The sequence below is a fragment of the Bradyrhizobium retamae genome, from assembly GCF_001440415.1.
Taxonomy (GTDB): Bacteria; Pseudomonadota; Alphaproteobacteria; order Rhizobiales; family Xanthobacteraceae; genus Bradyrhizobium; species Bradyrhizobium retamae.
Window position 1 is genome coordinate 1 of the sequence record NZ_LLYA01000196.1, and the last position, 24889, is coordinate 24889.

The 24889-nt window shown below is 63.3% G+C and carries 18 protein-coding genes; 7 read left to right on the plus strand and 11 right to left on the minus strand.

Features of this window, described 5'->3' with window-relative positions; all coding sequences use genetic code 11:
- Positions 1-92 precede the first annotated feature (92 nt).
- From CQ13_RS33935 to CQ13_RS33945, 3 genes are all read left to right on the plus strand, one after another.
- Complete coding sequence (locus CQ13_RS33935; RefSeq protein WP_057847153.1) at positions 93-1430, plus strand: amidohydrolase; 1338 nt, start codon at positions 93-95, stop codon at positions 1428-1430.
- Positions 1431-1639: 209 nt separating this feature from the next.
- Positions 1640-2914, plus strand: coding sequence for an acyl-CoA dehydrogenase family protein (locus tag CQ13_RS33940; RefSeq protein WP_057847154.1), 1275 nt, complete (start codon positions 1640-1642; stop codon positions 2912-2914).
- A 148-nt stretch (positions 2915-3062) separates the two neighbouring features.
- On the plus strand, positions 3063-3683 hold the full coding sequence (locus CQ13_RS33945) for a flavin reductase family protein (protein WP_057847168.1): 621 nt from the start codon (positions 3063-3065) through the stop codon (positions 3681-3683).
- Between the two features lie 88 nt (positions 3684-3771).
- On the opposite strand, the gene CQ13_RS33950 is transcribed toward CQ13_RS33945, so the two are convergent.
- Together CQ13_RS33950 and yghU are read right to left on the minus strand one after the other, a co-directional pair.
- Positions 3772-4533, minus strand: coding sequence for an alpha/beta fold hydrolase (locus tag CQ13_RS33950; RefSeq protein WP_057847155.1), 762 nt, complete (start codon positions 4531-4533; stop codon positions 3772-3774).
- A gap of 16 nt (positions 4534-4549) precedes the next feature.
- The gene (gene yghU / locus CQ13_RS33955) at positions 4550-5443 is read right to left on the minus strand and encodes a glutathione-dependent disulfide-bond oxidoreductase (protein ID WP_057847156.1); all 894 of its coding nucleotides are present in this window, start codon (positions 5441-5443) and stop codon (positions 4550-4552) included.
- Positions 5444-5579: 136 nt separating this feature from the next.
- Here yghU and CQ13_RS33960 point away from each other — a divergent pair, with 136 nt between their 5' ends.
- Positions 5580-6878 carry an aminotransferase class V-fold PLP-dependent enzyme gene (locus tag CQ13_RS33960; protein WP_082637808.1) on the plus strand — a complete coding sequence of 433 codons (1299 nt, stop codon included), beginning with the start codon at positions 5580-5582 and terminating at the stop codon, positions 6876-6878.
- A gap of 105 nt (positions 6879-6983) precedes the next feature.
- Here CQ13_RS33960 and CQ13_RS33965 read toward each other — a convergent pair whose 3' ends face one another.
- Positions 6984-8645 carry a flavin-containing monooxygenase gene (locus CQ13_RS33965; RefSeq protein ID WP_057847169.1) on the minus strand — a complete coding sequence of 554 codons (1662 nt, stop codon included), beginning with the start codon at positions 8643-8645 and terminating at the stop codon, positions 6984-6986.
- 226 nt (positions 8646-8871) lie between these two features.
- Here CQ13_RS33965 and CQ13_RS33970 point away from each other — a divergent pair, with 226 nt between their 5' ends.
- Positions 8872-10005, plus strand: a complete 1134-nt coding sequence (locus tag CQ13_RS33970) for a nitronate monooxygenase (RefSeq protein WP_057847158.1) — start codon at positions 8872-8874, stop codon at positions 10003-10005.
- A gap of 142 nt (positions 10006-10147) precedes the next feature.
- On the plus strand, positions 10148-11662 hold the full coding sequence (locus tag CQ13_RS33975) for an acetyl-CoA acetyltransferase (RefSeq protein ID WP_057847159.1): 1515 nt from the start codon (positions 10148-10150) through the stop codon (positions 11660-11662).
- 42 nt (positions 11663-11704) lie between these two features.
- On the opposite strand, the gene CQ13_RS33980 is transcribed toward CQ13_RS33975, so the two are convergent.
- From CQ13_RS33980 to ltnD, 8 genes are all read right to left on the minus strand, one after another.
- A complete protein-coding gene (locus tag CQ13_RS33980; protein WP_057847160.1) occupies positions 11705-13444 on the minus strand; it encodes a methyl-accepting chemotaxis protein in 1740 nt (579 codons plus the stop codon).
- A 258-nt stretch (positions 13445-13702) separates the two neighbouring features.
- Complete coding sequence (locus CQ13_RS33985) at positions 13703-14737, minus strand: helix-turn-helix domain-containing protein (RefSeq protein ID WP_057847161.1); 1035 nt, start codon at positions 14735-14737, stop codon at positions 13703-13705.
- Between the two features lie 256 nt (positions 14738-14993).
- Complete coding sequence (locus tag CQ13_RS33990) at positions 14994-16694, minus strand: methyl-accepting chemotaxis protein (RefSeq protein WP_057847162.1); 1701 nt, start codon at positions 16692-16694, stop codon at positions 14994-14996.
- Between the two features lie 210 nt (positions 16695-16904).
- Positions 16905-18932: a methyl-accepting chemotaxis protein gene (locus CQ13_RS33995; protein ID WP_057847170.1), complete on the minus strand. Its 2028-nt coding sequence runs from the start codon at positions 18930-18932 to the stop codon at positions 16905-16907.
- Positions 18933-19180: 248 nt separating this feature from the next.
- Entirely contained in the window at positions 19181-20872 is a 1692-nt protein-coding gene (locus tag CQ13_RS34000) for a methyl-accepting chemotaxis protein (protein ID WP_057847163.1), read from the minus strand.
- 180 nt (positions 20873-21052) lie between these two features.
- Positions 21053-22330: a 3-oxo-tetronate kinase gene (gene otnK / locus CQ13_RS34005; protein WP_057847164.1), complete on the minus strand. Its 1278-nt coding sequence runs from the start codon at positions 22328-22330 to the stop codon at positions 21053-21055.
- Complete coding sequence (gene otnI / locus CQ13_RS34010; protein ID WP_057847165.1) at positions 22327-23109, minus strand: 2-oxo-tetronate isomerase; 783 nt, start codon at positions 23107-23109, stop codon at positions 22327-22329. The genes otnK and otnI overlap by 4 nt, the downstream gene beginning before the upstream one ends.
- A 26-nt stretch (positions 23110-23135) precedes the next feature.
- Positions 23136-24086 carry an L-threonate dehydrogenase gene (ltnD, locus tag CQ13_RS34015; protein WP_156434070.1) on the minus strand — a complete coding sequence of 317 codons (951 nt, stop codon included), beginning with the start codon at positions 24084-24086 and terminating at the stop codon, positions 23136-23138.
- 80 nt (positions 24087-24166) lie between these two features.
- Between ltnD and otnC the strand changes: the two genes are divergently transcribed.
- Positions 24167-24823 (plus strand): 3-oxo-tetronate 4-phosphate decarboxylase, encoded by a 657-nt coding sequence (otnC, locus tag CQ13_RS34020; protein WP_057847167.1) that lies wholly within the window; start codon positions 24167-24169, stop codon positions 24821-24823.
- The last annotated feature ends 66 nt before the right edge of the window (positions 24824-24889 follow it).

Here is a 24889-nt window from a genome sequence, read left to right on the forward strand (position 1 = left end):
CCGTTGTCTCGGCTCCGACTACCCGCAAAACCCAAATGGTTCACAGGCTCTACGCAGCACGGGTTGCGGCACAATCGAAGGAGCGTCCGGCCATGAAGCGATCTGCCATCTCATTGGCGGCGTCCGCCGCGCTATTCGCAACTATCACGCTGCCCGCCCACGCCGAGCTCGATGTCGTCACCCTGCAGAAGGCGATCGAAGCCTCGCTCGCAAGCGACTATCCGAAGCTCGACGCGCTCTACAAGGAAATCCACGCCCATCCTGAACTTGCGTTTCAGGAGGTAAGAACCGCCGCGAGGCTCGCCGCGGAAATGCGCGCGCTCGGCTTCGAGGTCACCGAGAAGGTCGGCAAGACCGGATTGGTCGCCATTTACCGAAACGGCGACGGCCCCACCATCATGGTACGCACCGAGCTCGATGCGCTGCCGATGGAGGAGAAGACCGGCCTCGACTATGCGAGCCGCGACAAGGCCAGCTGGAACGGGCGGGAGGTATTCGTCGCCCATAGCTGCGGCCACGACATCCACATGGCGAGCTGGGTCGGGACGGCGAAGACGCTGCTTGGCCTGAAAGAGCATTGGCGCGGCACGCTGATGTTCATCGCTCAACCGGCGGAAGAAATCGTGGCGGGCGCCAAGGCCATGCTGGCGGATGGCCTGTTTACGCGCTTTGCCAAACCCGATATCGCCCTCGCCCTGCATGCCGGTCCGTTCTCTCATGGCACGGGCTTCTATCGCACAGGAGTAGGCTCGTCCGCCGCCGACGGCCTCGATATAACATTCCACGGCCGCGGCGGTCACGGTTCGGCGCCGCACACGACCGTCGATCCCGTTGCGATTGCGGCGCGGTTCATCGTCGACGTACAAACTGTGATCAGCCGCGAGAAGGATCCAACTGAATTCGGCGTCGTGACCATCGGAGCCATTCACGGTGGCACCGCTCCCAATATCATCCCTGACTCAGTACGGCTCTCCGGCACCATTCGCTCCTACAAGCCCGAGGTTCGCGCCAAACTACATGCCGGGATCGAACGAACGGCAAAGGCAGCCGCGGCGATGTCGGACGCTCCCGCTCCCGATATCAAGATCGTCGAGGGTACCAAGCCCGTCATGAACGATCCGGATGTGGTCGCGGCCACCGCAGACGTGCTGAAGGCGGCATTCGGCGATAAGTTCAAGATTTCACCGCCGGGGACCGCCAGCGAGGATTTCTCTGAATTCGCCGGCGCGGGCGTACCGTCGATGATGTTCAACATCGGCGTCTATGACCAGGAACGTATCCTCGCGGCACGCAACGGCACTGGCCCGCCGATACCGTCAAATCATTCGCCGCTGTTCGCGCCGGTGCCGAGGCCGACCATCGAAACCGGCGTCACCGCGATGACGCTCGCCGTGCTCAGCGCGTTCAATCGGCGCGCCAGACGCAAATGAATTGTCGGATGGGGTAGGGCAAACGGGTCCGCCGTTGACCGGCCCCGTTGGCTCCACCCATCCTACGCACTACGCGCTTGCCATGAGGCGGAAAATCGTCGCCGCCCCGCACGCGCTTGTGCAAGCCCTCTCCTCCCGTCTACATTGCCGGCCAACGAGCCGAGCGCGCGCCCGCAGATGAATGGTCTGCGCAATGGGAGGAACAATCCATGAAACACGCCTACATCCCGCGGACGACGACCTACAATCTCAACCCGGCCGAAGAACTCAACGATTTGCGCATGTCGGACGAGGTTCGTCCGCTGTACGAGCACGTCAAAAAATTCATCCGCGAGACCGTCGATCCGATGTCGGTCGAGTTCATGCGGCTCGGCGAGGGCAAGAAGGACCGCTGGAGCTTTACGCCGGAGCAACTGGCGGTGCTGCAGAAGGCCAAGGACAAGGCCAAGGAAGAAGGCCTGTGGAATTTCTTTTTGCCTGATGCCGAGACCGGCGAAGGCCTGAAGAATCTCGACTACGCCTATATCGCGGTTGAACTGGCGAAGAATCCGCTGGCGTCGGAGACCATGAACTGCTCGGCGCCCGATACCGGCAACATGGAGGTGCTGGAGCGCGTCGGCACCAAAGAGCAAAAGGAGAAGTGGCTGAAGCCGCTGCTGGCAGGCGAAATCCGCTCGGCCTACGCGATGACCGAACCAAACGTTGCCTCCTCCGACGCCAAGAATATCTCCACCACGGCAAAACTCGTCGGCGACGAATGGGTGATCAACGGCGAGAAGTATTACATCTCCGGCGCCGGCGATCCGCGCTGCAAGATCATGATCGTGATGGTGAAGACCAATCCCGATGCGCCGCCGAGCAAGCAGCAGTCGCAGATCCTGGTGCCGATCGACACTCCCGGCGTCGAGATTTTGGGCCCGATGCACGTGTTCGGGCACGACCACGCGCCGCGCGGCCACATGCATCTGCGCTTCAACAATTGCCGGGTGCCGAAGGAGAACATTTTGCTCGGCGAAGGCCGCGGCTTTGAAATCTCGCAGGTTCGCCTCGGACCGGGGCGCATCCATCACTGCATGCGCACCATTGGCAAGGCGGAAAAGGCGCTCGACCTGATGGTGTCGCGCGGGCTCACCCGCGAAGCCTTCGGCAAGAAGATCGCCCATCTCGGCGGAAACTTGCAGATCATTGCCCAGGCGCGCTGCGAGATCGAGGCGATGCGGCTGATGGTGCTGAAAGCTGCGAAAGCGATGGACGTGCTCGGCAACAAGGAGGCGCGGATCTGGGTCAGCATGGTCAAGGCCATGGTGCCTGAGCGCACCTGCAAGATCATCGACCAGGCGATCCAGATGCACGGCGCCACCGGCATTTCGCAGTGGAGCCCGCTCGGCGAGATGTACCAGGACGTCCGCCACCTCCGCTTCGCCGATGGTCCGGACGAGGTGCACTGGATGGTGGTCGGAAGGCATGAACTGAGCATGCCTTAGGGATTATTCCCCAAGAAACCGTCATTGCGAGGAGCGAAGCGACGAAGCAATCCATGCCACCACATGCGGTGCTATGGATTGCTTCGCTTCGCTCGCAATGACGGAGAAGTTGGGCCCGCTTTGTTCTTCCTACCGCGAGTTCTCCCTCATGCAATACGCCCCCAGCGACCTGAAACCCCGCGAGCGCTACAAGGTGCTCACCTCCTTCGTGCTGCCGCGGCCGATCGCCTGGGTGACGACGATCGGTCCGACCGGCGTGGTCAACGCGGCGCCGTTCAGCTTCTTCAACGTGTTCTGCGAGGATCCGCCGCTCTGCATGTTCGCCGCCAATCTGCGGCCCGACGGCCGCGTCAAGGATACCGTAATCAACATCCGCCGAACGGCCGAGTTCGTCGTCAACATGACCGACGAGCCGTTGGCGCGGGCAATGCATGAAAGCAGCGGCGACTTTCCGCCCGAGGTCGGCGAGCCGGACTATCTCGATCTCAAACTGGCGCCCTCGACCAAAATCACCGTACCGCGGCTGGCGGATGCGCCGTTTGCGATGGAGTGCAAGACCTGGAAGGAGATCGACGTCAATGGCGACCGGCTGTTGGTGATGGGCGAAGGCATCCACTTCCATATCCGCGACGAATTATGGGACCACGCCGCGATGCGCGTGCACATGGAGCGCTATCACCCGATCGGCCGCATGTTCGCGGATCGTTACTGCCGGACCGACGACCGCGTGGTGTTTCCGCCGGCGGAAGGGGCGAAGACAGCAGTCTAGAAGTAGGATGGGTGGAGCGAAGCGATACCCATCAGCATCACGAACGGTATTGATGGGTATCGCTTCGCTCCACCCATCCTACAGGCTACTACGAATTAGACACCGGCCGATGCGCACGCAGGAATGACCGGATCTGCCGCACCGCGAGCGGCACCCGCTCTTTCGGCTCCTTCCACGGAAACAGGCTGACTTCCGCGTTCGGCGCCAGCATCGCGCTCTCCATCGCGACCGCATAAGGATGCGCCGGGATGTCGTCGGGCAGGATCAGCATTGGCGTCTGGCATTGGCGGACGAAATCGCGCGTCACGGTGAAGACGAAATCGGGATCAGTGCGATACATCCGGGTCAGGAATTTTTCGGCCTGCTCCATCGTGATGTCGGGCCGGCTTCTTGTCAGTTCCGGCGCCCAGCCGGTCATGTTGTTATTGTAAAACAGGTCGCGCATTTCGGGACGCGAGCCTGACGGCATCACCAATACGGCGGCGACGACACGATCCGGCGCGCGCTTGATCAGATTCCAGATCAAGGGGCCGCCGATGCAGAACCCAAGCACCATGAATTTTTCAAAACCGAGGTGATCCATCAGAGCGAGTTGGTCGTCGGTGTGGGAATCCCAGGGGCGCTCGATCTCGAGCGGGCCGGTGGATTGGCCGGGCAGCGCGTTGCGCAGGTCGTAGGCGACGCAGCGATACTCGTTGCCGAACTCCTTGATGGCATTGAAGGGCGGATAGTCGCCGGTGATGCCCGAGATGTTCGAATTCAATCCACCGCCGGCGATCAGGAGCAGCGGGAAGCCGGAGCCGGCCTCCTCATAATGGATGCGGACGGCGCCCTTTTCGAAAAAGCTCATCGCGTTCCCCCTCGCCTCATTCTTGCGGCGGCTCGCCGATCTTGTCCTGCGTCCTGGTCTCGAAATCGCTGGCATCGTGCCGCTCGTGCAACTGGCTTGCCGGATCGCCGGAGATGCGGTTGACCATGCGCCCGCGCTTCACCGCCGGGCGCTTGGCGATCGCGTCGGTCCAGCGCTGCACGTTCTTGTATTCGTGCACCGAGAGGAATTCGCCGGCGCCGTAGACCAGGCCCTTGGCCAACGCGCCGTACCACGGCCAAGTCGCCATATCGGCGATCGTGTATTCGTTCCCTGCCAGATATTCGTTATCGGCCAAACGCCGATTGAGCACGTCGAGCTGGCGCTTCACCTCCATGGCGTAGCGGTCGATGGCGTATTCGATCTTGGTCGGCGCGTAGGCGTAAAAATGGCCAAAGCCGCCGCCGAGAAACGGCGCGCTGCCCATCTGCCAGAACAGCCACGACAGGCATTCGGCCCGCGCCGGCCCGCTGGTCGGCAAAAATGCACCGAACTTTTCGGCGAGATGCATCAGGATCGCACCGGACTCAAACACCCGGATCGGCGTCGGTCCGCTGCGATCCATCAGTGCGGGGATCTTCGAATTCGGATTAACAGCGACAAAGCCGCTGCCGAACTGATTGCCGTCGATCTTGATCAGCCAGGCGTCGTACTCCGCACCGCTGTGGCCGGCCGCAAGCAGTTCCTCGAACATCACGGTGACCTTGACGCCGTTGGGAGTAGCCAACGAGTAGAGCTGGAACGGATGGCGGCCGACCGGCAGCTCCGCCTCATGCGTAGGGCCTGCGATCGGGCGATTGATCGCGGCGAACCGGCCGCCGCTTTCCTTGTTCCAGGTCCAGACTTTCGGCGGGACGTATTCGGCGGAATCGTTAACGGGGGCGTCGGTCATTGGTTTGGCTCCAGGCTCCTTCGAGCCGTCTCGCGATTGCGTGATCTGGCGCGGCGGCCGCCACAATCCATGTAAGGTTTCGTATCAGCACTGCAACCAAACAAAAAGCGCGCAAAACTCAGGGGAGGAATGCGCCATGCTGCGAAGCAAGTGTAGAGCAAGGGCTCACCATTGCGCTGAAAATCTCCCGCCAGTTGGCAAGTGTACTCGGAGCAATGCTCCTGTGGCTGGCGTAGTCGAGATCGGCCATAATGGATGTGCCGCCAGCAAAGAGACCATCCAAATGCTCCCATCACAGCGCGCCTTGTTCGAGATACCGCGCCAGATCTGCTATCTGAATGCTGCCTCCTACAGCCCGCTGCCGCTTCGAACGCTGGAGGCCGGCCGCGCCGCGGTTCTCCGCAAGGGCACGCCGTGGACGATCGAGGCCTCCTTTGCCAACCAACAGCATGAACGCGCGCGCCTTGCCGCCGCCCGGCTGATCAATGCCGAGGCCGCCGATATCGCGCTGATTCCCTCGGTCAGTTACGGCGTCGCGACCGCCGCGAAGCTGCTGCCGATCGCCCGCGGCACGCGCGTGATCGTGCTGGAGAACGACCACTCCTCGCCGGTGCTCGAATGGCATACGCGGGCCGAGGCGGAAGGGTTCGCCGTCGAGACGGTTCGGCAACCCGACGATGGCGATTGGACGTCGGCGGTGCTTGCCGCGATCGAACGATCCGGCGCACCACCGGTCAGCCTGGCCTCGATCTCATCCGTGCACTGGTCGGATGGTGGGTTGATCGACGTCGACAAGGTCGGCACGGCACTCCGGCAACGAAGCGCTGCCTTTCTCGTCGACGCAACGCAAAGCACCGGCGTGCTGACGATCGACGTGAAGCGTCTCGACCCGGATTTTGTGATCTTCCCGACCTACAAATGGCTGCTCGGGCCCTACGGCCGCGCCTTTCTCTATGTTGCAAAACGCCATCAAGGCGGCATCCCGCTCGAGCAGACCGCGTCTGGCCGTCGCAACGTGCGCGCCGAGAACGCGGTCTATTTCACGGATGTCAGTTACGTTGGCGATGCGCGGCGCTTCGACATGGGCGAGCGCGATCATTTCATCTCGATGGAGATGGCCTCGATCGGCATGGAGATGATGGTCGGATGGGGAGCGCCGGCTATTGCGCAGCGTCTCACGATGTTGACGGAGCGGATCGCGCAAGCCGTGCGCAGCATCGGCGTCCACGTTCCCGAACCTCATCTGCGGGCGCCGCATATGGTGAGCCTCGCCTTCAAGGGCGGAATGCCGGCGGGCCTTGTCGAAGGACTGGCAAGCGAAGGCGTCTATGTCGCAACGCGCCTCGGGCGCATGCGTGTGTCGCCGCACGTCTATAATGACGAAGCCGATGCCGACCGGTTTGTTGAGGTGTTAACGCGGCGGCTGCGAGGCTGACATGTAGGGTGGGCAAAGCGAAGCGTGCCCACCATTGGCGCTATCAAACCGGAGAGACGGTGGGGACGGCGCTTACGCGCCTTTGCCCACCCTTACGGCAGCCGCTTACGACGACGCCGCCAGCTTGCGTGGCGCCTCGGCCCGCTCCATCACAAATCCCTCATAGCCTTTGGCGGCAACGTCGTTGCAGATCTGCCGGTAGGGGCCAACGCCGCCGATATAGGGCATGAAGATGCGCGGCTTGCCGGGGACGTTGGCGCCCATGTACCAGGAATTGGCCTGCGGATAGAGCGTGGCGTAGGCGACCTCGTTGACATGGGCAACCCATTTGTCCTCGGCTTCGGTGGCGGCCTCCATCGTGTGGAGCCCGCGATCGCGCATGTAAGCGAGACAGTCGGTGATCCAGTCGACATGCTGCTCGATCGACACGATCATGTTGGACAGCACCGACGGGCTGCCGGGGCCGGTGACGATAAAGAGGTTGGGAAAGCCCGCGCTCATCAGGCCGAGATAGCTGCGCGGACCTGCCGCCCATTTCTGGTTCAGCGTCTGCCCGTCGCGGCCCTTGATATCGATCTTCGCCACCGATCCCGTCATGGCGTCAAAACCGGTCGCCAACACCAGAGCGTCGACTTCGTAGCTTTTGCCGGCCACGCGCACGGCGTTTTCGGTGATCTCTTCGATCGGATTCGACTTGATGTCGACCAGCGTCACGTTTGGGCGGTTGAAGGTCGCGAAATAATCGGTGTCGATGCAAATGCGTTTTGAGCCGATCGGATGGTTGTTCGGCTGCAATAGTTTTGCCGTTTCCGGGTCCTTGACGATGCCGGCGATCTTCTCGCGGACGAAATTCGCAGCGGTGTCGTTGGCGGTCTTGTCGAGCGCAAGATTGTTGTAGACCGACATGAAGGTGAGCCCGCCGTGATTCCAGCGCGCCTCGTACTTCGCGCGGCGCTCGTTGTCGCCGTCATCGAGCGCGCCGCGGTCGGGCATCTCGGTGTAGATGCCGTTCTTCGCGACCTCGCGCGCGAAGCGCCGGATCTCGGGATAGTTGGCGCGGAATTTCTGCCGCTCTTGTTCCGTCAGCGGCGCATTGCGGGCAGGAATCGAGAAATTCGCGGTGCGTTGAAATACCGTCAGATGGCTGGCCTGTTCGGCGATGACCGGCACCGACTGAATTCCCGACGATCCCGTGCCGATGACGCCGACGCGCTGGCCGGTGAAATTGACTTCTTCATGCGGCCAGTGGCCGGTGTGGTAGATCTTGCCCTTGAACCGATCGAGACCCTTGATGTCGGGCATCCGCGCGTTCGACAGGCAGCCGGTGGCGAGCACGACGAATTTTGCTGATGCCGTCTTGCCGTCCGCAGTCGTTACCGACCAGAGGGAGGTCGCCTCGTTGAACTCGGCACGATCGATGCGGGTGTCGAACTGGATGTCCCTTCGCAGATCGAAGCGGTCGGCGACGTGGTTGGCGTATTTCAAAATCTCCGGCTGCGGTGCATAGCGCTCGCTCCAGTCCCACTCTTGCTGCAGCTCTTCCGAGAACGAATAGGAATACTGCATGCTCTCGACGTCGCAGCGCGCGCCGGGATAGCGGTTCCAGTACCAGGTGCCGCCGACGCCCGAACCCTGCTCGTAGACCCGCGCCGCCATCCCCTGTCCGCGCAAGCGGTGCAGCATGTACATGCCGGCAAAGCCCGCGCCGACCACAACGACGTCATAGGTCTCGGGCGACTTGGCGGTGGCGGACGGCATGGCGGACATGAAAGCGGGCTCCCTGAAAATTATGTTGGTTGCGTGCAGCATTCTATCGATAGCGCCAAAGCGCAAGACGCAAATCGGCGGCCGTGCTCTGCATATTTTGCGAGATGGAATTGCAAGCCCCTCCTCAGGAGGAGGAGTGAGACCGCTTGGCATGCAAGCCTCCGATGGGCTAGCGTCGCGCGGGAAGCCGAGCAGCAATCTGGAATGCTGCCGCCGGGAGGTCACCATGAAATCGCCAATCTGCGACATGCTGGGAATTGAATTCCCCCTGCTCGCTTTCAGCCATTGCCGCGACGTCGTTGCCGCCGTCAGCCGCGCCGGTGGGTTTGGCGTATTGGGAGCGACCGCGCATTCGCCCGAGACGATCGAGCAGGAATTGAAATGGATCGACGATCACACCGATGGCAAGCCCTACGGGCTCGACGTGCTGATCCCCGAAAACATTTCGACCGCGGGAGAAAAGGACGTCACCTGGAAGAGCCTGGAGGCGCGGATCTCGCCGCAGCATCGCGATTTCACGCGCAACCTGCTGAAGAAATATGGCGTCGAGTTGACGACGACCAATGTCGCCGACAGCCAGCCGCAGCCGTTCGACGCGCAGCGCGCGCTTGACGTGCTCGAGGTCTCGTTTCGCCATCCGATCAAGCTGATTGCGAACGCGCTTGGCGTGCCGCCGAAACAGATGATCGACATGGGCCGCAAGCATGGCGTGCCGGTGGCGGCGCTCGTTGGTTCGAAGGAACATGCATTGAGGCAGATCGCTGCCGGCGTCGATATTTTGGTTGCGCAAGGCACCGAGGCCGGCGGCCATTGTGGTGAAGTCTCGACCATGGTGCTGGTGCCCGAGGTGATCAAGGCAATCAAGCCGGTCCGCGACGTGCCGGTGCTGGCCGCCGGCGGCATCATGACAGGTAAGCAGATGGCGGCCTGCATGGCGATGGGTGCGGCCGGCGCCTGGACCGGCTCGGTGTGGCTGGCGACGGTGGAATCGGAGACCACGGAAATTTTCCGCGAGAAGATGATCGCCGCATCCTCGCGCGACGCCGTCCGCTCCAAGGGCCGCACCGGCAAGCCGGCACGACAATTGCGGTCGGTGTGGACCGATGCATGGGACCGCGGACCGGATAGCCCCGGCGCCTTGCCGATGCCGCTGCAAAGCATCATCAGCCGCGACGCCTTCAACTCGATCGACCGCGCGGCCGCCGCCGGCAATGTGCAGGCGCGCGATCTCGTGACCTACTTCGTCGGCCAGGGTGTCGGCCTGATCGACAGCGTGAAGTCGGCCGGTGCGGTGGTGCAGGAATTCAAGGAAGATTTTGCCGACGCGGTGGAGCATATGAACATGCTGATGGAGGAGTGACGGCTCTCACCCCGTCATTGCGAGCGAAGCGAAGCAATCCATAGCGCAAGATGTGGAGGTATGGATTGCTTCGTCGCTGCACTCCTCGCAATGACAGAACAACAAGCTACGAATTGATCGATCGAAAGCGAAACAAGAAGAAATGTCGAACTCCCCCCTTTCCGAAGACCGCATTCCCGTCATCGTCGGCGTCGGCGAAATCGTCGACCGGCCCAAGGACATCGCCGCCGGCCTCGAACCGCTGGCATTGCTCGAACAGGCGGTGCGGCGCGCGGAGGCCGATAGCGGCGCAAAACTGCTCGGCGAGCTCGGCTCGCTTGACGTCGTCAATTTCCTGAGCTGGCGCTATCGCGATCCCGAGAAGCAGCTCGCAGCAAACCTTGGTGCTGCGCCAGCGCATTGCTATTACGGCCCGGTCGGCGGCGAGAGCCCGATCCGCTACATTCACGAAGCCGCAAAGCGCATCGCGCGCGGCGAGTGCAGCGTGGCGGTGGTCTGCGGCGCGGAAGCCCAATCGACGGCGACCAAGGCCGAGCGTGGCGGCATCGCCCTGCCATGGACCCCGTTCGCCCATGACGTCGAGGAGCCGAAGCGCGGTGCGGCGTTTCAGAAGCCGATGGCGGTGAAGCTCGGGGTGTTCCGCCCCATCACCGTCTATCCGCTCTATGAATCCGCCACGTCAGCGCATTGGGGCCAGACGCCGCGCGAGGCGCTCGCCGAATCCGGCGCGCTGTGGTCGACCTATTCGAAAGTGGCGGCCGAGAATCCAAATTCGTGGCTGAAGAAGCGTTTTGCGCCTGAAGAGATCATCACGCCGACGCCGGAAAACCGATTGATCGCCTGGCCGTATACAAAACTGATGGTGGCCAACCCGACCGTCAACATGGGCGGGGCCGTGTTGCTGACCTCCCTGGCGAAAGCGCGCGCGGCCGGCGTGGCCGAGGAGCGGCTGGTCTATCCGATCGGCGGCGCGTCGGCGGAGGAGCCGCGCGACTACCTGGTGCGCGACCAGTTTTACGAAAGCCATCCGCAGAACGCGGTGTTGAAGGCGGTGATGGACCTGGTCGAAGGCGGCGGCAGGAAATTCGACGCCATCGAGCTCTATAGCTGCTTTCCCTGTGTGCCCAAGATGGCGCGGCGGACGTTGGGCTTGGGCCCCGACGTGCAGCCGACGGTGACCGGCGGCCTCACCTTCTTCGGCGCGCCGCTCAACACCTATATGACGCACGCGGCTGTCGCGATGGTGCGGAAACTGCGCGAAGGCGGCAAGCTCGGCCTGCTCTACGGCCAGGGCGGCTTCGTCACCAAGCATCACGGACTGGTGCTGTCGCGCGAGGCGCCGAAGTGGCCGCTCGCGCAGGACACGAGCGTGCAGGCCGAGGCCGACCGCCATCGGCGCCCGGTGCCGGACTTCGTCACCGAGGCCTCGGGCAAGGGCAAAATCGAGAGTTTTACCGTGATCTACAAGGGCAAGGGCGAGGTCGAGCACGGCGTCGTGATGCTGCGCACCGAGCAGGATGCGCGGGCGCTGGCCCGTATTCCCGCTGGTGACGCAGCGACGCTCAAGCATCTACTGAATATGGACCGGATGCCGGTGGGGTCGGTCGGCGATATCGTTGCCGCGGGTGATGGCGTGCTGGAATGGCGGGTGGGATAATTCTACTGCGTGGTGCGCTGCGTCCGCGGCAGGATGGGATCCTCACGCCGCCCGCACCGTATCGAGGAACTTGCCGACCTCGAGCTTGAGGCGGTTCGAGTCGGCAGAGAGCGACTGTGCCGCCGAGAGCACCTGCGCGGAAGCCGAGCCGGTCTCGCTCGCTCCGCGCTGCACGTCGGTGATGTTGGCCGAAACCTGCTGGGTGCCGTCGGCCGCCTGCTGCACGTTGCGGGAGATTTCCTGGGTCGCCGCGCCCTGCTCTTCCACCGCCGCGGCGATGGTCGAGGCGATCTCGGCCAGCCGTTCGATGGTGCCGCTGATTTCCTTGATGGCGCCGACGGATTCGAGAGTAGCCCCCTGGATGCCTGATATCTGCTGGCTGATCTCGCCGGTGGCCTTGGCGGTCTGTTCGGCGAGCGCCTTCACTTCCGACGCCACCACCGCAAAGCCGCGGCCGGCCTCACCGGCGCGCGCCGCCTCGATGGTCGCGTTGAGCGCCAGCAGGTTGGTCTGGCCTGCAATGGTGTTGATGAGTTCGACCACGTCGCCGATGCGCGCTGCCGCCTTCGACAATTCGCTGACGCGATCGTTGGTGACGCGCGCCTGGTCGACGGCTTCACACGCCATCCGCGCCGATTCCTGCACCTGACGGCTGATCTCGTTGACCGAAGACGACAGTTCCTCGGTCGCCGATGCAACCGACTGCACGTTGGTGGTCGCCTCCTCGGAAGCAGCAGCCACCGTGGTCGTCACCTGCTGCGCGCGCTCGGCCGTCGCGGTCAGCGTTTTGGCCGAAGCTTCCAGTTCGGTCGAAGCCGAGGATACGGTTTCGACGATCTCGCCAACCGCCGTCTCGAAGGAATCCGCGAGGCGGACCATTTCGGCCTTGCGCTGCTGGGCGGCGATCTGGTCCTGCCTGATCTTGGCTTCCGCCTCGTCGCGGGCCTTCTGCTCGGATACGACCTTGAATTTCTCGACAGCGCCGGCGACTGCGCCGAGTTCGTCCTTGCGGCCAAGTCCCGGCAGCACGACCGCGAAATTGCCGCTGGCGAGCTCGTCCATCGACACGCTCAGCGCGCGCATCGGGCGGGCAATCATGAAGAACGAAAGTATGCTGGTTCCGATCAGCAACAGGATGGTGCCGATGCCGACGGCCATGGATTCCCGTTCGGCCGCGGCCATTCCTCGGGCTGCTTGGGCTGCGGCCTCTTCAACGCCGCGCTTGGCCAAGTCGGCGATCTGGTTGGCGAGCTGTTCGAGTTCGGCTGCGATCGGCAGCGTCGTTTCACGCGCGATGCGAACCGCTTCCTCGTTGAGCTTTGCAATTTTCGCTGCGGCATCAGTCCCGCCGCCTGCGGCGGCAATCGCTTCAGCTCGAACCGCAGCAATCTGCTGAGCGCTTTTGGCATAGTCAGCCGATCTCGACTTGAGGTTTTCGATCCGGGCACGATTTTCGGCCGACGAGAGGTTGAGCATCCCGTCGGCAAAATGATTGACGGATTTGAACCGGGCGGCGAGATATTCGGTGGCCTTTTGCATGTCCGCCGGATTGTTAACGAGACGGAGATCGCGCACGCCGATCTGCATGCCGCGAATCGAAGCTTTCGCATCCACCGCATCGCGGGCGATCGTTTGCTGTGCGGACTTGCGAGCATCCGCATCGCGGATGGCGGTGTTGGCGCGCATCTGGATCATCACCATCGCACCAACAAGCAGAACGCCGAGGCCGGAGGCAATGCCGAGCTTGGCGCTGATCGACAGGTTCGGGATGGAGCGGGACATGGCTTTGCGTCTTTCAAATGAAACGACCCGGGGAAATCACAGCACTGCCGTTGTCTCCCGCACGGCGGGATCACGGTGAAGAAGTGCCGGGCCAATTTGGGACGAGCCGGTTCGTTGCGAACCAAAGGCTCCTGCGGCGGCATAGCCACAGAGCGGCACCCATGACCGTCAGGCTTTCATACGATGGTTAACCAGCGTCTAAGGCGGCACGGTCCGGGAACTGGTAGTACTACGGAAGCGCGGCGCGCTTTATCGCCATCATGACGGCTCGCTCGTCTGCTTGCGCGCTGCCGACAGCGTCTGCTGCGGTGTTTCGCCAAACAACTCGCGATACAGCGCGGTGAACTCGCCCATGTGCCAGAAGCCGTTCACGAGCGCCACCGCCTTCACCGACTGCACCGACGCGCCGCGCACCAGTTGTTGTCGTACATTCCACAGCCGCCGCAGCCGCATGTAGCGGTGCATGCTCATGCCGCGAATGGCAACCACGGCGTTATGCAGCGTCCGTACCGAGACTCCGAGCTGCCGCGCCACGTCGGCGCTGTACAACGTCTTGCCGGCGCTGTCGGCGACGAACTCGTCGAGCTTTCGGACCAGCGCCAGATAATGGCTCAGGCTGAGGCGCTTGGCGTCGGGTGTGGGCGATGCCGCAGCCATCGCCAGGTCGACCGCCTGCAGAATCGATTCTTCAACGTGCTCGATCACGTTCGGCTGCGCGAAGCTATCGGGCGAATGCGAAGCGAGCGTCAGGACATCGCGAACCGTCACCCGGAGTGCCTCGCATCTATCCGGCAGCGTCGCGATCAATTGAGCGCTATCGGCATCGCCTGGCCAGCCGCGATCGTCGATGGAAGCAAAATTCAAAAGCGCGACCAGATTGGCCCGCTGTTCCACGATCTCACACGTCGCGGTACCCTTGACCAGGAGCAAGGCCGGCGCGCGGGCTTCGACGCCGTCGATAATCAACGAAGCCGCATCTTCCATCGTGAAGCCGATGATGGCGCCGGTCGTGGAATACTGCATCTGCAGAATTCGCGGGAACGTTCGCTGCAGATGAACCGAACAAGACTTCAGCTTCAACGAGGCGAAAGCGGCGTCGAAGTCCTTGGCGTCGATCGGAATGCTCTTGGCATCGCCCAGTCCTTCGATGCTCCGGAAACGATCGACGTCCAGAGATCGGCTAATCTTTACGAATTCAGATTCAACTAGTTCGTCAAGCAACGACACGCGGCGGTCATCCGAGCCATCGGTAGCGATCCATGGCAGATCTTCTGGCACCAGACCTTTTGACATCAAATCGTCACGATGCCTTTGCGTCTTACCACTTTTTCCCGATTACGGAAGTTCGTTCGCCACATTTACTCCAGTTTCGCTCAAGGCGATTGATCGGCGCTCGCCGCAATCGCAATTTTGCGATCTACGGATGTCTCCCGTTCCTCTTGCAGCCGAAAGCGGGCTGCTTCCGGCAGTTCGCGTTTCCGATTCGAAGCGTCTGCGACCGCGAAGCCGGCATCAGGAACCGGCTTCGAACCGAATGCTAGGTGCGAGATCAGGCCGCCCGCACGGAGTCGAGGAAGCGGCCGACCTCGAGCTTGAGGCGGTTCGAGTCGCCCGACAGCGACTGCGCCGCCGCAAGCACCTGCGAGGACGCCGATCCGGTTTCGCTGGCGCCCCGCTGCACGTCGGTAATGTTGGAGGACACCTGCTGGGTGCCCATGGCCGCCTGCTGCACGTTGCGGGAGATTTCCTGCGTCGCGGCGCCCTGCTCTTCCACCGCCGCCGCAATCGTCGACGAAATCTCCGACAGCTTCTCGATGGTGCCGCTGATCGCCTGGATCGCGTTCACGGATTCCTGGGTAGCGGCCTGAATGCCGGTGATCTGTTGGCCGATTTCGCCGGTGGCTTTTGCAGTCTGCTCGGCCAGTGCCTTTACCTCGGAGGCCACGACCGCGAAGCCGCGGCCGGCCTCGCCGGCGCGCGCCGCCTCGATGGTGGCGTTGAGCGCAAGCAGGTTGGTCTGGCCCGCGATGGTGTTGATCAGCTCGACAACGTCGCCGATGCGGGTTGCCGCCTTCGACAATTCGCTGACGCGGTCATTGGTCGTACGCGCCTGCTCCACGGCGTCGGTGGCCATCCGTGCCGATTCCTGCACCTGGCGGCTGATCTCGGTGACGGATGACGCCATCTCTTCGGTGGCCGACGCCACCGACTGCACGTTGGTCGAGGCTTCCTCGGAGGCCGAGGCAACCGTTGTCGCAAGTACCTGCGCGCGTTCCGCGGTCGACGTGAGCGTACCCGCCGACACCTCGAGTTGGCTGGATGCCGACGACACGGCTTGGACGATCCGGCCGACTGCTTCCTCGAAATCGTCGGCCATCTTGCTCATATCCGCCTTGCGGCTCGCCACGGCGCGGGTCTCGGCCGCGTGCTGCTCGGCCTCCAGCGACTGGCGGGCAACGGCATTGCTCTTGAACACTTCGACGGCCTTGGCCATCTCGCCAACCTCGTCGCCGCGCCCGATGCCGGGCACCTCGACGGCAAGGTTGCCGCTGGCGAGATCGTTCATCGCAACCGTCATCCGCTGCAACGGACCGGTGACGCTACGCGCCACGAAGATCGACACCACGAGCGTAAACAGCAGGATCGCTCCGGCAACGATCAGGGAACGCTGGGTCGAGGCCCAGGTCTGCGCCGTCAAGTCGTCGATATAGACGCCCGTGCCAATGACCCAGTTCCACGGCGCAAAACCGACCACATAGGATAATTTCGGCTGCGGCTTGTCGAAGCCCGGTTTGGGCCATTCGTAGGGAACGAAGCCCGAGCCGTCCTTTTTGACGGTGTTCACGAAGTCGACAAACAGCAGCTTGCCGTTCGGATCCTTGTAGGCCGACAGATCGTTGCCGTTCATCTCCGGCCTGATCGGATGCATCACCATCTTCGGATGCATGTCGTTGATCCAATAATAGTCGTTGTTGCCGTACCTGAGCGCCGCAATCCGCGCCATCGCCCGCTTCTGCGCATCGGCGTCCGAAACACCGCCCTTCTGCGCCGCGGCATGCTCTTCCTTGACGATTCCGAGCGCTAGTTCGCCGAGGTGGCGCAGCTCGATCTGCTTCTGCTGGTTCAAGCTCCATGCCAGTTCGCGCGAATCGAGAAAGGCGATCCCGAGGAGCCCGGCAAAGCTCAGGCAGATGAGGGCATAGACCTTTCGGCCAACCGTCGGCTTGGCCCGGCTTATCATTCCAAACATGCTTGATCTCCCACGCGACGACGGTGATCGTCAGCCCCACTGCGCGGAATCGTATATGTCAGGCGCTTTCTACCCGTTAATTTTGTACTCAGTAGATATACGGGGTTTTAACCAGGCCCGCGGCCAGCGAATCTGCCGGTTCCGAACGGCAAAAGGCCCGCCCCTGGTTGAGGGGGCGGGCCTTCCTAGGCCTCTACGGTGTGTCGGCTGCTACGCCGCCCGCACTGAATTCAGGAACTTGCCAACCTCGAGCTTGAGGCGGTTGGAGTCGGACGACAGCGACTGGGCCGAAGAGAGTACCTGCGTCGAGGCCGATCCGGTCTCGCCGGCCCCGCGTTGCACGTCGGTGATGTTGGCGGAGACCTGCTGGGTGCCGCGGGCCGCCTGTTGCACGTTGCGGGAGATTTCCTGGGTCGCGGCACCCTGCTCTTCCACCGCGGCCGCAATGGTCGAGGATATTTCCGACAGCTTCTCGATCGTGGAGCTGATCGCCTGGATCGCACCTACGGACTCCTCCGTCGCGGCCTGAATGCCGGTGATCTGCTGGCCGATCTCGCCGGTCGCCTTCGAGGTCTGCTCTGCCAGCGCCTTCACCTCAGATGCCACGACGGCGAAGCCGCGGCCGGCGTCGCCGGCACGGGCGGCCTCGATGGTGGCGTTGAGCGCCAGCAAATTGGTCTGTTCGGCGATGGTGTTGATGAGTTCGACCACCGCGCCGATGCGGGCTGCCGCCTTCGACAATTCGCTGACCCGGTCATTGGTGGTGCGGGCCTGATCGACGGCCTCATTGGCCATCCGCGCCGATTCCTGAACTTGACGGCCGATCTCAGTGATCGACGACGCCATCTCCTCGGTGGAGGAAGCCACCGACTGCACATTGGTGGAGGCTTCCTCGGAAGCCGCAGCCACCATCGTGGTCAGCTCCTGGGCGCGTTCGGCGGTCGCGGTCAGCGTGCCGGCGGCGGCTTCGAGCTCGGTCGAAGCCGACGACACCGTGTCCACGATTTCGCCGACCGCACCTTCGAAATCGTCGGCGAGCTTGATCATCTCGGCCTTGCGCCGCTGCGCCGCGACCTGGTCCTGCTGGACCTTTGCCTCGGCTTCCTCGCGCGCCTTCTGCTCGGCGTTCTCGCGGATGACCGTCACCGTCTTGGCGAGGTCGCCGATTTCGTCGCCGCGGCCGGCGCCGGGAATCTCGACGTCGAGATTGCCGCCGGCCATCTCGCCCAGCGCACCGTTCAGCCGCGTCATCGGACGCGCGACCCCGAGAAAGGAGAATGCCACCGAGGCGATCAGCGACGCGACGACGATGATCGCCATGATCAGGTTGATGTGGTTGGCGCGCTCGGTATCGGCCATGACCTCGTCTTTGGAGGTCCTGGCATCCTTTTGCGCGGCCTCGACGGTTGTTTCCATCAGGTCGGCGACATCTGCGGCGGCCTTGACGGTGCGGTTGGCGATGATGTCGTTCTTGACCTGCTCGGTCTTTACCGCTTCCTCATTGGCGGCCAGGAAGCGCTTGACGGTCGAGGAAAGGTTGCTGACCACGACCAGCAATTCCCGGTCATCGGCCTCGCCGCGCAGCTTGTTGAACACGTCCTTCAGCGAGGCCTCGGTCTTGGCCATCTCCGAGACCAGGTTGGCATCGCCGGTGGCGCCGAGCTTCCAGGCGGCAGCCCGCAACGCGTTCACCTTTCCATCGGCCTGAAACAGCAAACGCTCGATCTCGAGGCGGTTGTCCAGCTTCGCCATGGCCGGCAACTTCAACTGGGCATCGACCGCCTTGGTCCATTCTTCCGAGATGACCGAGCGCTTCTCGATCTGCGCCAGCAGCGTGATCTGCGCCTTGGCAAGATCTTCCACGGCGGCGGTAAAGCCATCCATCAACGTCTTGATCTTCTGCAGCCGCTCCCTGGCGTCCGGCCGCTGCGCGATCGCCAGCGCCGCCTCTAACTCCTTCGCCCCGCTCGCCTTGTAGCGCTGCAAATCGGCAACGGTCTTCTCGACCTCTGCGGAAGTCCTCGCCAGCCTGACATTGCCGGCGGCAAGCTGAATCTTGCGCAGATCGATATGGGCGGAGAGCGAGTTGTCGGCCACTTGCTGCGACCGGGCGGCGCGCTCGCTGGCTTCCTCGATCCTCGATTCGGTGACCATCTGGTTGGCCACCATGCCGATCGCCAGCAGGACGCCGACCGCCCCGGCCAAGCCCAGTTTGTATCCGATACGGTTGAGCTTGATCATGTCGACGACCCCAATTTCTTCTGAATCAGTTTTCCGGATGCGGAATTTACGACGCAAAGGAACCGGCAACCTTCGCGGGCGAATCCCAAAAGATGCGGCGCAGCGTAGCGGGGACCGGTTAATTTCCGCTTGCGTGAAATTTCGGACATCCAGACCGGTTGTGGGGTCTCCATCCTCGCGCCTGACGCGAAAAGGCCCGGCGCGCTTTCCGCGAGCCGGGCCCTTCGTCGACGGTCGGCCCGTTGTCAGGCTGCCCGGACCGACTCCAGAAACTTGCCGACCTCGAGCCTGAGGCGCTGGCTATCGCCGGAGAGCGACTGCGCCGCCGACAGCACCTGCGAGGAGGCCGCACCGGTTTCGCTGGCGCCGCGCTGCACATCGGTGATGTTGGTGGAGACCTGATGGGTGCCGCGGGCAGCCTGCTGCACGTTGCGGGAGATTTCCTGGGTCGCGGCACCCTGCTCTTCCACGGCGGCCGCGATCGCCGAGGAGATCTCCGCCAGCCTTTCGATGGTGCCGCTGATTTCCTTGATCGCGCTAACAGAATCCTGGGTCGCGCCCTGGATGCCGGTAATTTGCTGGCTGATCTCGCCGGTGGCTTTTGCCGTCTGTTCGGCCAGCGCCTTCACCTCCGACGCCACGACCGCAAAGCCGCGGCCGGCCTCACCGGCGCGCGCCGCCTCGATGGTGGCGTTGAGCGCTAGCAGGTTGGTCTGGCCGGCGATTGTGTTGATGAGTTCGACGACGTCGCCGATCCGGCCCGCCGCCTTGGACAATTCGCGGACCCGGTCGTTGGTGACGCGGGCCTGACCGACTGCGTCGGTCGCCATCCGCGCCGAAGCCAGCACCTGGCGGCCGATCTCGGTCACCGAGGAAGAAAGCTCTTCGGTCGCCGAAGCCACCGACTGCACGTTGGCGGAGGCTTCGCCGGAAGCCGAGGCCACGGCCGAGGTCAACGTCTGCGAGCGCTCGGCGGTCGCCGACAGCGTGCCGGCCGACGCTTCGAGTTGCGTCGAAGCCGAGAATACCGTCTGCACGATCTCGCCGATCAGGCTTTCGAAGTTGCGGGTGATGCCGTCGACCCGCCGGCCGCGCTCGATCTTGGCTTCGGCGTCGGCGGCGGCAGCCTCGTCGGCGGCTTTCTTCGCAATCAGCGCTTCCTTGAATACCTGCAAGGTATCGGCCATCGCGCCGATTTCGGTTTTCTCGCCCTGATGCGGCACCTCCGCACTCAGATCGCCCTTACCCAGCGCCTGCATCGGCGTGACGATGGAGGAAATGGCGATCGAGACGTCGCGAACCAGATAAGCGCTGATGCCGACGCCGATCATGACGGCGGCGCAGAGGATCAGGGCAAGCATCATGAGAGCGGCGGTATAACTGTCGGCCGCCTCCCTTGCCGCCTTGTCCGCGCCGGCATTGTTCAGGTCGATGCTCTTCTTCAGGACGGCGTCGGCATCGAGGCTGATCTTGTTGATGGTCGTGGTATTCAGGTCGTGGGCCTCGGTCGGGATATTCCCAGCCGCCTTGCGCGACAGCTCCATGACCTCCTGCGTGCCTTTCCGGTATTTGTCCCACAGCCTCGACCATTCGGCGTACAGCGCACGTTCCTCCGCCGAGGTAATCAGCGGTTCGTACGCCGCGCGGATCTTGGTGTTACTTTCGATGACGGTGGCGAGCGTCTTTTCCATCGCCAGCTTCTCTTCCAACGTCTCGGACAGCATGTGCTCGCGGATCACGTTGCGGTAGGTGATGGTGCCGGCGCGCAGGTCGCCCAGCACGCGGATACTCGGCATCCAGTTGGTCGCGATATCGACCGTGTTGGCGTTGATGGCGCGCATGTTCTTCACCGCGAGCAGACCCATGCCCGCCATCGCGACGAGCAGGAAGGCGACCACGGTGATGATCTTGGTGCGGATCGAATAGCGGGCGAGCATGGGTGGAATCTCTTGGTTCTTGGGCGCGCGGGACGCCGTCTGGGAAAAGGCCCGGAATTTGGAAAGGAAGGATGCCTGGCGGATATCAAACCCGACGCTTCCTCAGGTTGAGTTAATTCGCGTCCGTACAAATACCTACGCGACAGTTCTCACCAGGAAATGAATGTCGGCTTGAGGCGGTCAGCGCATCAGCTTCAATGCATCGGAGAAAAATTCCGTGCCGCCGAAATTGCCTGACTTCAGCGCAAGCAGCATCGCGCCGTCCTTGGTGCCGACCGCGCGCAAAACCGGCACGCCCGCAGCGATTTCTTCGCCGACGAGAAAGCCCGGAATGCGCAGCCGATCGACGACGGCGCCCGAAGTTTCACCACCGGCGACCACCAGTCGCCGCACGCCGGCGCGCACCAGGCCTTCGGCGATATCGGCCATCGCCTGCTCGATGGCATGTCCGGCTGCATCGCGGCCATGCCGAGATTGCAGAGCTGCCACCTGGTCCGGCGTCGAGCTGCTGGCAATCAGGATTGGACCATCGCTGATTCGGTCGCTCGCCCAGGCCAGCGCCCGGCGCGCCTCTGCCGGTCCCGCGATGATCTGCTCGGGATCGAGATGCAGCACGGCCATGGTCTTGTCGGCATTGGCAATCTGCGCCAGCGTCGCCTGCGAGCAGCTCCCCGCAAGACACGCAGCCGGTCCGCCGACCGGTGCGCCGGACACCGCGCCCGCGGCCGCCGCTTTGACCTTGCCGGAGGCGACCAGCGCGCGCGCAAGACCGAGGCCGATGCCGGACGCACCGACGGACAGGCGGTGATGCAGCGCGACGTCGCCGATGGCTTCCAGATCGCGGTCAAAGACCGCGTCGATGATGGCCGCGCCGATACCCTTTCCCGCCAGGTCGGCGAGGCGTCCGCGAACCGCCTCCGCACCGCGCGTGAGGGTCGCGAGATCGACCAGCCCGATCTGGGTCCGGCTCTGGCGCGCCAGTACCCGCACCAGATTGGAATCACGCATCGGGTTGAGCGGATGATCCTTCAGCGGGCTCTCGTTCAGCGGCACGGAGCCGACGAACAGGTTGCCCTGATAGACGGTGCGGCCGGTTTCCGGAAAAGCCGGCGTCACGAGCACGATCGCCTCGCCGCAGTCGGCGCGCAGCGCATCCATCACCGGACCGATATTGCCGACGTCGGTGGAATCGAAGGTCGAGCAGATCTTGAACAGCACGTGACCTGCGCCGCGGCCGCGCAGCCATTTTTCGGCTGCGCGCGAACGCTCGACCGCGACGCCGGCCTCGATCGAGCGGCTCTTGAGCGAGATCACGACCGCATCGACCTCCGGCAGCGCCAGATCGTCCGGCGGCACGCCGATGGTCTGCACCGTGCGCAGGCCCTGACGGGTCAGCGTGTTGGCGAGATCGGAGGCGCCGGTGTAGTCGTCGGCAATACAGCCAAGGGACAGTTTCACGGTTTTGCTCCGGCATAGGGCTTGAACCAGCCGAGACCATCGTTGGTCTTGCCGCGCGGGTTGTATTCGCAGCCGACGAAGCCGCCATAGCCAAGCCGGTCGAGTTCGGTGAACAGGAACGGATAGTTCAGCTCTTCGCCGTCGGGCTCGTTGCGTGAGGGAATGCTGGCGATCTGGACATGGCCTGTTATCGGCATCATTTCGCGCAGCCGCATGGTGACGTCGCCGTGGATGATCTGGCAGTGATAGATGTCGAACTGCAGCTTCAGGTTCGGAATCTTCAGTTCGGTGATCAGGTCGCGCGCGAAGCCGAAATCGTTGAGAAAATAGCCGGGCACGTTGCGCGGATTGATCGGCTCGATCACGACGTCCAGCCCATGGGGCGCGTAGAACTCGGCTGCCCATGCCACCGACTTGTAGAATTGTTCGACGGCCTTCGCGCTGCTGCGATCGGCGATGCCCGCCATCAGATGCAGCCGCTTGACGCCGGTCGCCTTCGCGTAAGGCAGTGCGGTCTCCAGGCCTCGCTTGAGATCGTCAAAGCGCTCCGGCAGCGCGGCAAAGCCTTTTTCGCCGGCGTCCCAATTGCCCGGTGGCAGATTGAACAGCGCCTGCGTCAGGCCGTTCTTTTTAAGCCGTTCGCCGACAACCTCGGCCGGATGGTCGTAGGGAAACAGGAATTCGACCGCGGTGAAGCCCGCTCTTGCCGCCGCATCGAAGCGGTCGAGGAACGGGACCTCGGTGAACATCATGGAGAGATTGGCGGCAAAGCGCGGCATCTACGGTCCCCTTCTTGATCTTGCTCTTACTTCGGCTCGCCCGGCAGATGCGTGCCGGTGACTTTTGCATACATCCGCGCTACCGACGCGTCATCGTCGCGGCCCATGCCGGCGGCTGACGTCATCAGGAACATCTGCAATGCCGCAGCCGAAACCGGCACCGGGAATTTCGCCGAGCGTGCCATGTCCTGGATGATGCCGAGATCCTTGACGAAGATATCGACCGCGCTGCGCGGCGCGTAATCACCGTCGAGCACGTGCGGAATGCGGTTCTCGAACATCCAGGAATTGCCGGCGGACGCCGTGATCACCTCGTAGACCTTTCGGATGTCGAGGCCCTGCTTGGCAGCGAATGCGATCGCCTCGGAAGCGGCAGCGATGTGCACACCGGCCAGCAACTGGTTGATCATCTTGAACGCGGCGCCCTGGCCGGCGGCGTCGCCGAGCTCGTAGAGCTTTGCCGCCATCGCGTCCAGCGCCGGCCGCGCTTTGGCAAAGGCGGCCGGACTGCCGGATGCGAGGATGGTGAGCTCGCCCTGCGCCGCGCGCTGTGCGCCGCCGGAAATCGGCGCGTCGAGGTAGTGCCGGCCGGTTGCTTCCAACTGTTTGGCTAGACGCCGTGCGACATCGGGGTCCATGGTGGCGGAGGAAATGAATACCGTGCCTTTGGCCAGCGTTTCAGCAACGCCGTTAGGGCCAAACAGGATGGTCTCGGTCTGGGCGGCGTTGACGACGACGCTGACGACGATGTCGGCCGATTTTGCCGCGTCCGCCGGCGTCGCCGCGCCCTTGCCGCCATCGGCGACGAACCGCTTGACCGTGTCAGCCGAGACGTCGCACCCGGTGACCTCCAGCCCCGCACGGCGCAGCGAGGTCGCCATGCCAAACCCCATCGAGCCCAGCCCGACGACGGCGACGCGCGGTTTGGCGGATTCTGGCATGCGGCGGTTCCTCGATGGTTTCTGTTCAGCGGCCATTCGGCCGGCGGCTTGGCCTTGCGTATCACGGCTTGGCCGCGCTGCCAAAGCGTGAGACAAGGCGGAAAAGAGGTCGGTCCATGAGCGAAACAAGGCTCCGCGAGGAAATCTGCCGCTTCGGCCGCTCGCTGTTCGAGCGCGGGCTGACGCCGGGCTCCTCCGGCAATATCAGCGTGAAACTCGACGACGGCGGCTGGCTGGTGACGCCGACCAATGCCTCGCTCGGCTTTCTCGATCCGGCCCGAATGTCGCGGCTCGGGCCCGATGGACGGCTGGTATCCGGCGACGCGCCAACCAAGGAAGTGCCGCTGCACACCGCCCTCTACCAGAGCCGCAATGCGGCACGCGCGGTCGTGCATCTGCATTCGACCCACTCAGTGGCGCTGTCGATGCTGCCCGAGATCGACCCCCGCGCCGCGTTGCCGCCGATGACGGCCTATTACGTGATGAAATGCGGGCACACCGCGCTGATTCCCTACTATCGCCCCGGCGATCCGGCCGTCGCCGACGCGATCAAGGGACTGGCCGGGAAATATTCGTCTGTGCTGCTCGCCAATCACGGGCCGGTGGTGTCGGGTGACACGCTGGAAGCGGCGGTGTTCGCGGTAGAGGAGCTGGAAGAGACGGCGAAATTGTATCTGCTGCTGCGTGGGCTGAACCCGCGGTATCTGTCGCCGGCGCAGGTGGAGGATTTGACGAAGACGTTTGGGCTGACGCTGCCGGAGCATGGGCATTAGCCCGTCCACGTCATGTATGGACGGCCCCCTCTCGGCAAGGGTTTTCTTGGTGTTTCAGCAAGCGAT

What these genes read in the sequence shown, in the direction of transcription:
- CQ13_RS33935 (WP_057847153.1), top strand. Translation starts at nt 93, where the DNA reads ATGAAGCGATCTGCCATCTCATTGGCGGCGTCCGCCGCGCTATTCGCA.
- CQ13_RS33940 (WP_057847154.1), top strand. Translation starts at nt 1,640, where the DNA reads ATGAAACACGCCTACATCCCGCGGACGACGACCTACAATCTCAACCCG.
- CQ13_RS33945 (WP_057847168.1), top strand. Translation starts at nt 3,063, where the DNA reads ATGCAATACGCCCCCAGCGACCTGAAACCCCGCGAGCGCTACAAGGTG.
- CQ13_RS33950 (WP_057847155.1), bottom strand. Translation starts at nt 4,533, where the DNA reads ATGAGCTTTTTCGAAAAGGGCGCCGTCCGCATCCATTATGAGGAGGCC.
- yghU (WP_057847156.1), bottom strand. Translation starts at nt 5,443, where the DNA reads ATGACCGACGCCCCCGTTAACGATTCCGCCGAATACGTCCCGCCGAAA.
- CQ13_RS33960 (WP_082637808.1), top strand. Translation starts at nt 5,580, where the DNA reads ATGCTGCGAAGCAAGTGTAGAGCAAGGGCTCACCATTGCGCTGAAAAT.
- CQ13_RS33965 (WP_057847169.1), bottom strand. Translation starts at nt 8,645, where the DNA reads ATGTCCGCCATGCCGTCCGCCACCGCCAAGTCGCCCGAGACCTATGAC.
- CQ13_RS33970 (WP_057847158.1), top strand. Translation starts at nt 8,872, where the DNA reads ATGAAATCGCCAATCTGCGACATGCTGGGAATTGAATTCCCCCTGCTC.
- CQ13_RS33975 (WP_057847159.1), top strand. Translation starts at nt 10,148, where the DNA reads ATGTCGAACTCCCCCCTTTCCGAAGACCGCATTCCCGTCATCGTCGGC.
- CQ13_RS33980 (WP_057847160.1), bottom strand. Translation starts at nt 13,444, where the DNA reads ATGTCCCGCTCCATCCCGAACCTGTCGATCAGCGCCAAGCTCGGCATT.
- CQ13_RS33985 (WP_057847161.1), bottom strand. Translation starts at nt 14,737, where the DNA reads ATGTCAAAAGGTCTGGTGCCAGAAGATCTGCCATGGATCGCTACCGAT.
- CQ13_RS33990 (WP_057847162.1), bottom strand. Translation starts at nt 16,694, where the DNA reads ATGTTTGGAATGATAAGCCGGGCCAAGCCGACGGTTGGCCGAAAGGTC.
- CQ13_RS34000 (WP_057847163.1), bottom strand. Translation starts at nt 20,872, where the DNA reads ATGCTCGCCCGCTATTCGATCCGCACCAAGATCATCACCGTGGTCGCC.
- otnI (WP_057847165.1), bottom strand. Translation starts at nt 23,109, where the DNA reads ATGCCGCGCTTTGCCGCCAATCTCTCCATGATGTTCACCGAGGTCCCG.
- ltnD (WP_156434070.1), bottom strand. Translation starts at nt 24,086, where the DNA reads ATGGCCGCTGAACAGAAACCATCGAGGAACCGCCGCATGCCAGAATCC.
- otnC (WP_057847167.1), top strand. Translation starts at nt 24,167, where the DNA reads ATGAGCGAAACAAGGCTCCGCGAGGAAATCTGCCGCTTCGGCCGCTCG.